Origin of the sequence: Reyranella soli (assembly GCF_007992495.1) — a bacterium.
GTDB lineage: Bacteria > Pseudomonadota > Alphaproteobacteria > Reyranellales > Reyranellaceae > Reyranella > Reyranella soli.
In genome coordinates this window covers 1-5,464 of the sequence record NZ_BKAJ01000292.1, presented here as the reverse complement: position 1 = coordinate 5,464, position 5,464 = coordinate 1, and the positions used below count along the sequence as shown (strand labels likewise).

Below are 5,464 nucleotides of genomic sequence, written 5' to 3'. Positions count from 1 at the left end.
CCCTCGTTGTAGTCCTGACGCCAAGCCTCGCATTTTGCCCGCGCTTCGTCGAGGCTCAGGAACCAGTTCGCGTTCAGGCATTCGGTCCTGAACTTGCCGTTGAACGATTCGATGAAGGCGTTGTCGGTCGGCTTGCCTGGTCGGCTGAAGTCGATCGTCACCCCTTTCAGGTAGGCCCACAGGTCCAGATCTCTTGAGACGAACTCCGTGCCCTGGTCGACGCGAATCGTCGTCGGATAGCCGGTCTGCGAGCAAACCTTCTCCAGGACCTGCACCACGTCCTCGCCACGATAGCTGAGCCGTGGATCGATCGCCGGTGAGTAACGTGAGAAGGTGTCGACCACCGTCAGCACCCGGATCTTGCGGCCGGTCGCCAGCTGGTCGTGCACGAAGTCCATCGCCCAGGTCTCGTTGGGACGCGTAGCGATCTTGCGGTCGTCCCGCAGCTTCGCCTTGACCCGACGCTTGGGCGTCTTGTTGCGCAGTTGCAAGCCCATCTCGCGATAGACGCGGTATGTCTTCTTGTGATTGAGCCACCAGCCTTCGCGGCGCAGCAGCACGTGAACGCGCCGATAGCCATAGCGCACCCGCGTCTGACAGATCTCCTTGATCCGTTGTTCGAGCACGGCCTGTCCGGGGCGGCGAGACTTGTAGTGGTAGGAGGAGGTGTCGAACAGTAGCACCCGACAGGCCCGCCGGATCGACACATTCCACTCGCCACGCATCTCGTCCACCAGCTTGCGCTTCCGCACAGGCCTCAGAGTTTTCGCCGGATAACGTCCTGCAGCATCTCCTTGTCGAGGCTGAGATCGGCCACCACACGGCGCAGCTTGTTGTTCTCGTCCTCGAGCTGCTTCAGCCGGCGCATCTCCGTCGGCAGCAGCCCATCGTACTTCTTCTTCCAGTTGAAGTAGGTCGCCTGACTGATCCCCGCTTTGCGGGTGCTCACATCCGCTTCCGGATAAGGGCGATGACATCCGATTCATGGATACCCCAAGCATACCCCCCGCGCCACTGATATCCCTGCCCCGCATTGAAGTGTATCGGAGTGGTGACGATCGCCTGATAGACCTTCCCCGTGCGCTGCGCGCTCCGCATGAAAGCGGATCTCGGATCAACGTAGCGGCCGTCTCCGGCGTCGAATTTCGGGTCGACCCACGATGCCTGAACGGCGTTAGTCCCAGTTACGACTGCGATGCGATCAGTCTTGAACTGCCGTCGCGGCCCGCTGTTTCGGACGTCGTCTATGAACGGCGTGCCGGGTTGCGGCGCGCCACCGATGAAATGCAGCGACTCGCGGAAGCCGTCGGTCGTCATTTGCGGCCCGTTTTCCCAAAGCACCGAGGCCGGCTCGCTGAGTGTGATTCCGTACACCGTCTCAATGACGCCAGGATAGAAACGAGCGACGAACTGCTGTTGGGCGATCGGGCGGCGTTTGCCAACGGTGTTGTACGCCATCAGTTCGACTGTCCAGCTCACCGAGAACGACGAGCAATCGCCGCCTCCACGATTGAGCTGCCAGTCCAACAACCTTGCGGTCCTCACGCCGCCTTTGAGGTGGTTGCCGCCGGTGTAGTCTCGCGGTGCATCATCGCCCTCATCTGCCTTGATTACCACTGGCGGCCACCAATCGCCACCGGCTCGAGCGATGCGAGCGTTGTCAACGTAAATGCCGTTGATTGTAGGCAACCCATTCGCTGTAGCATTTGCCATCTCGACACGAATGAGCTTCCGGTGGTCAAACCACGACACTTGGATTTGACCGACACCAATCTGCCGAAACCCCAACCGTACGGGGTCATCAATCAGGCATTCTCGCCCCAGGACTTGTTGAAGCGAGGCAAGGATGAGAAGAAGGCTAAGCGAGCAGCGGGACCACAAGAGCAAGAGCGCGCTCCTTACGTCTCTTCATAACTTCTGAATTTTCATTCACGGAAAGAAGCAGCTCATGAGCTGCTCGATAGTCCCTGATCTTGATCAAGATTTCTGCAAGACGTAGGGAAGTCATGTCCGTTCGACTAAATTCGTTCGACGACCGAAAGTAGGATGCAGCAAGCGACGGCGCAGCCGCCTCGAACAAATCGCAAGATGGTAGAATGTTGTGGCCTCATGACCACTTGTAGAATTGATATAGTCCTGGGCGATCGCAATACCTTGCTCAATCCCATGAAGCTGCAGGTGGGCACTGACGTAATGTCGCCATAGCGGATGCGAGCGCAGACCGAGCTTGATGACCTTGTTCAATATCTCAATCGCCACATTAGGTTGCTGGACCGCCAGTGCACATTCGCCACCAAGCGCCGCAAGGGGTTCTGTCATCTGCGGCGCGCCCCTCACGATCTCCATGGCGCGGGCCTGGTCGCCCCGCTCCTTCGCGTAGGTCGCATATTTCAAGGCGAAGTCGGATGACTGCTGTGCCCACTGACCGAAGTCGCGAAAGAATGCTTCGGCATCCTCCTCTGACATCGTCACGACCTTTTCGGCCCAGGCTGCCGCGGCTACTGCGCCACCGGCTTCGATTTCCGCTTTCGCCGTAGAGAGGTCATCCGCTGCCCGGCTGAACGCCGACAGCATTCTCGAGACGTTGACGCCGATCAGCGCCTCCGACACATGACGAAAATCGTCGAGCCATGTCAGTCGCCGATCCGAGAGCATTACGGATTCATAACTCGGATAGTAGGTGACAAACGAATATTCTGTCATAACGGCGTCGATTACACACCGTAGGACCGACTTTGAATAGGTATTGGCGACGATTACATCCATCGGCCGGTGGGTGGCGTTCAGTGGCACCGGCGAGACTGTCAGGATCACTCTCGTCTCCGGCTGGCCGTACAGCCGCAAAAGATCCAATACCCGGCGCATGTAAGAGAGTACTTCGTCAAACGACAAGACGTGCAGTTCGAATCGGCCGGGATAGGAGCGGATAAATGCAGGGCGCACGGCCTCATTGATGTATGTGCCGGTTTGCTTATCGAACCAAACCTCAGCCAAGCCGAGCGTCATGATCACGATTCGACAGTTGCGCACAGTTTGCGTCGCCTCGATTAGCAATTTTCTCAGTTCGTGCACAGTCTCTTTTGGCTGTGGCCGCAGTGTAGGGCTAAGGTGCAAGTCGGCGTAGCGACCCGTCATCACCTCGAGGATATGGTCATCGTAGGGGAATGGCGTCTCGGGGTCCAGTGCCCAGGACAGCTCGTTTGCTAGAGAGGGCACGCCGTAGTTGTTAATGGTATCGGGGGCCATCGCGCTAAAGAGCGGTGTCTTGAACAACTCACGCATCGGCACTCGATATCCGCGAGTGATGAGATGGTTCTCGATGTTCCTAGCAAAGCAGGAACCCATGGTGAAGATCGAATCGCCGGGCTCAAGCTTGAAGGGCGCGTCAAAGCCAGGCTTAGCAATTGGTTCAACTCGATTGATTTCGGAACGACCTCCCCAGCTTGAGAGGCTGTTGTCTTTTCGAATGGCGACGGCGGCATCTGCGGAATAGACATGGAGCGGCATAGAACCAGTCCTTCGGCTTCTCTGGTAAGTGACCATGGACGAGCAATTAAGACGACAACACTTCGAGAGGCTGATCAAGAGTGCTTCATTGACGCTAGCAGACGAAACGGCCGGCCAGGGCAGCTAGCGGGTTGGGTGCGTGGGACGCCGTTCAGGGAGAAGTATAGCTTGCAACTGCCGCTAAGCGCATGAGCGCTGTGGCGGCGTAGGTGTCAAGCTCGACGTATCGGCCCGGCCCCGGCCTACTAGGTCTGCGCCTCAGCGCGGAAAAGCTGCACACCGGCGACACTACCGTGCCAGTGCTCGACCTCAGGTGGCCCCGTGCCCACCGACTATAGGCCTGAGCGCACGACGACCAATCACGAAGCGCCAATTCGTCGGTGGCAGCCTACTTCTGCTCGCCCGCCGGGCGGGCATCCCGAGGCGCGTCCGGCATCGTAACCCGTGTCAATGCAGGGCCCACAGCCACCCCTGTTACGACCGGCCGTACGAAGCTGGCCGCCTGCCGAGGCCGGTCGTTTGGGTCGCGTGCTGTGGGCATGCCCGGCGTCGAGCTTGAATCATAATCAAACTCAGTGTGGAATCCTGAACCACCACAGGCCCTACATCACAGTACTTGTTGCAAATGCCAAACTCAAGCACGGACCGGAACTCAGTGACCGTTAACTTTACGAGTCGGCGGCAGCTAATCAAATCGGCTGCTGTCGCAGCAGCATTAACCTCGGTCGAGGGACGCGCTCAAACTGCAGATCAAAGTTGCCCCGTTGAAGGGTTTGAGCCTTGGGGCAGGAAGCCCATCGAGCTTTCTGGCATGCACTTCACGCCATACACATCAGGCGCATGCTGGTCCATTGATCGACACTTGAAAGACCGGACACGTTTCCGATTTGAACTGCGACCGGGTGACACCACACCCGAGGATGCTAAGAAGAGGAATATCTCCGAGCGGGCCGAATTCAATCAATCGGGAACCCTTCCTACCGATCGAGAGATCACGCTTGAGTTCAATATGCTCGTCGAAGAGGGGCCACGAACTACAGCTGAATGGACTATCCTAACGCAGTTCCATCAGTCGCCTGACCCTGGCGATGAACCCGCAAGTCCGCCCTTGGCTCAATATGTTCGACCAAATGATCTGTTTACGATCCAGAGTAGATCTTATCATCTAAGGCCACTCATTCTTCGGCCGCCGAGAACCGTTCACTACTCTTTGCCCAACTTTCCACGAGGCGAGTGGCATCATTTCAAGTACCTAGTACGGTTCTCCCCATTTTCAGATGGCAGGCTTAAGTGTCAGATAAACGGGCTGAACGTTGTCGATTATTCCGGTGGCGTCAGCTATCTGAACACTCGTGGGCCTTACTTCAAGTTTGGCATCTATCGTCAGCCGGCTCGTGAGCGCCTTAGCGTTCAGTTTTCAGGCGTGCGTTTGTCGACAAGCTGACTTCCTTACGAAAAGGAGAAAGTCCACTAATTCGCGACGACGCTACTCTGAGCCCTTAAAAACTGGATCATTTGAGGTTACGGTCCGGCGCCGATCCCCACCGAGGCGCTGACGCGCATCTCAGCCCTCTACCGGATCGAGATCCGCGGCCGTCCTGGCGAGGAACGGCGCGCAATCCGCCAGGAGCGCAGCCGGCCTCTGGTCGACGCATCCACGATGCCCTGTCACGCTGGCAAGGACTGTGCCTGTTCGTCGATGACGGTCGCGTCGAGATCGATAGCAACGTCGTCGAACGGACGATCCGCCCACTTGCGCTCACGCGCAAGAACGCTCTGTTCGCCGGTTCCGATGGCGCCGCCGAGCATCATCGAGACCTGCAAGCTGATCGGCCTCGAACCATACCGTTACCTTGCCGACGTTCTCAGCCGCATCGTCAACGCTCATCCCCAGAGCCGCCTCGATGAGCTCTTGCCTGGGCATATCACGCTACGACCGAGCCCAAGCCCGTGGCCT

At 58.0% G+C, this 5,464-nt stretch carries 3 protein-coding genes and 2 pseudogenes; 2 read left to right on the top strand and 3 right to left on the bottom strand.

Annotated features, from left to right (window positions below):
* The 3 genes and pseudogenes from RSO01_RS45795 to RSO01_RS45790 form a co-directional block, all read right to left on the bottom strand.
* Positions 1–940: pseudogene (locus RSO01_RS45795) on the bottom strand (IS3 family transposase); the annotation flags it as partial.
* 5 nt (positions 941–945) lie between these two features.
* Positions 946–1,617 (bottom strand): hypothetical protein, encoded by a 672-nt coding sequence (locus tag RSO01_RS48190; protein WP_170303884.1) that lies wholly within the window; start codon positions 1,615–1,617, stop codon positions 946–948.
* A 387-nt stretch (positions 1,618–2,004) separates the two neighbouring features.
* Positions 2,005–3,507: a GSCFA domain-containing protein gene (locus RSO01_RS45790; RefSeq protein WP_170303887.1), complete on the bottom strand. Its 1,503-nt coding sequence runs from the start codon at positions 3,505–3,507 to the stop codon at positions 2,005–2,007.
* Between the two features lie 625 nt (positions 3,508–4,132).
* Between RSO01_RS45790 and RSO01_RS50235 the strand changes: the two genes are divergently transcribed.
* The gene (locus RSO01_RS50235; RefSeq protein ID WP_147157300.1) at positions 4,133–4,951 is read left to right on the top strand and encodes a heparin lyase I family protein; all 819 of its coding nucleotides are present in this window, start codon (positions 4,133–4,135) and stop codon (positions 4,949–4,951) included.
* A gap of 81 nt (positions 4,952–5,032) precedes the next feature.
* A pseudogene (locus RSO01_RS49375) lies at positions 5,033–5,464 on the top strand (IS66 family transposase); the annotation flags it as partial.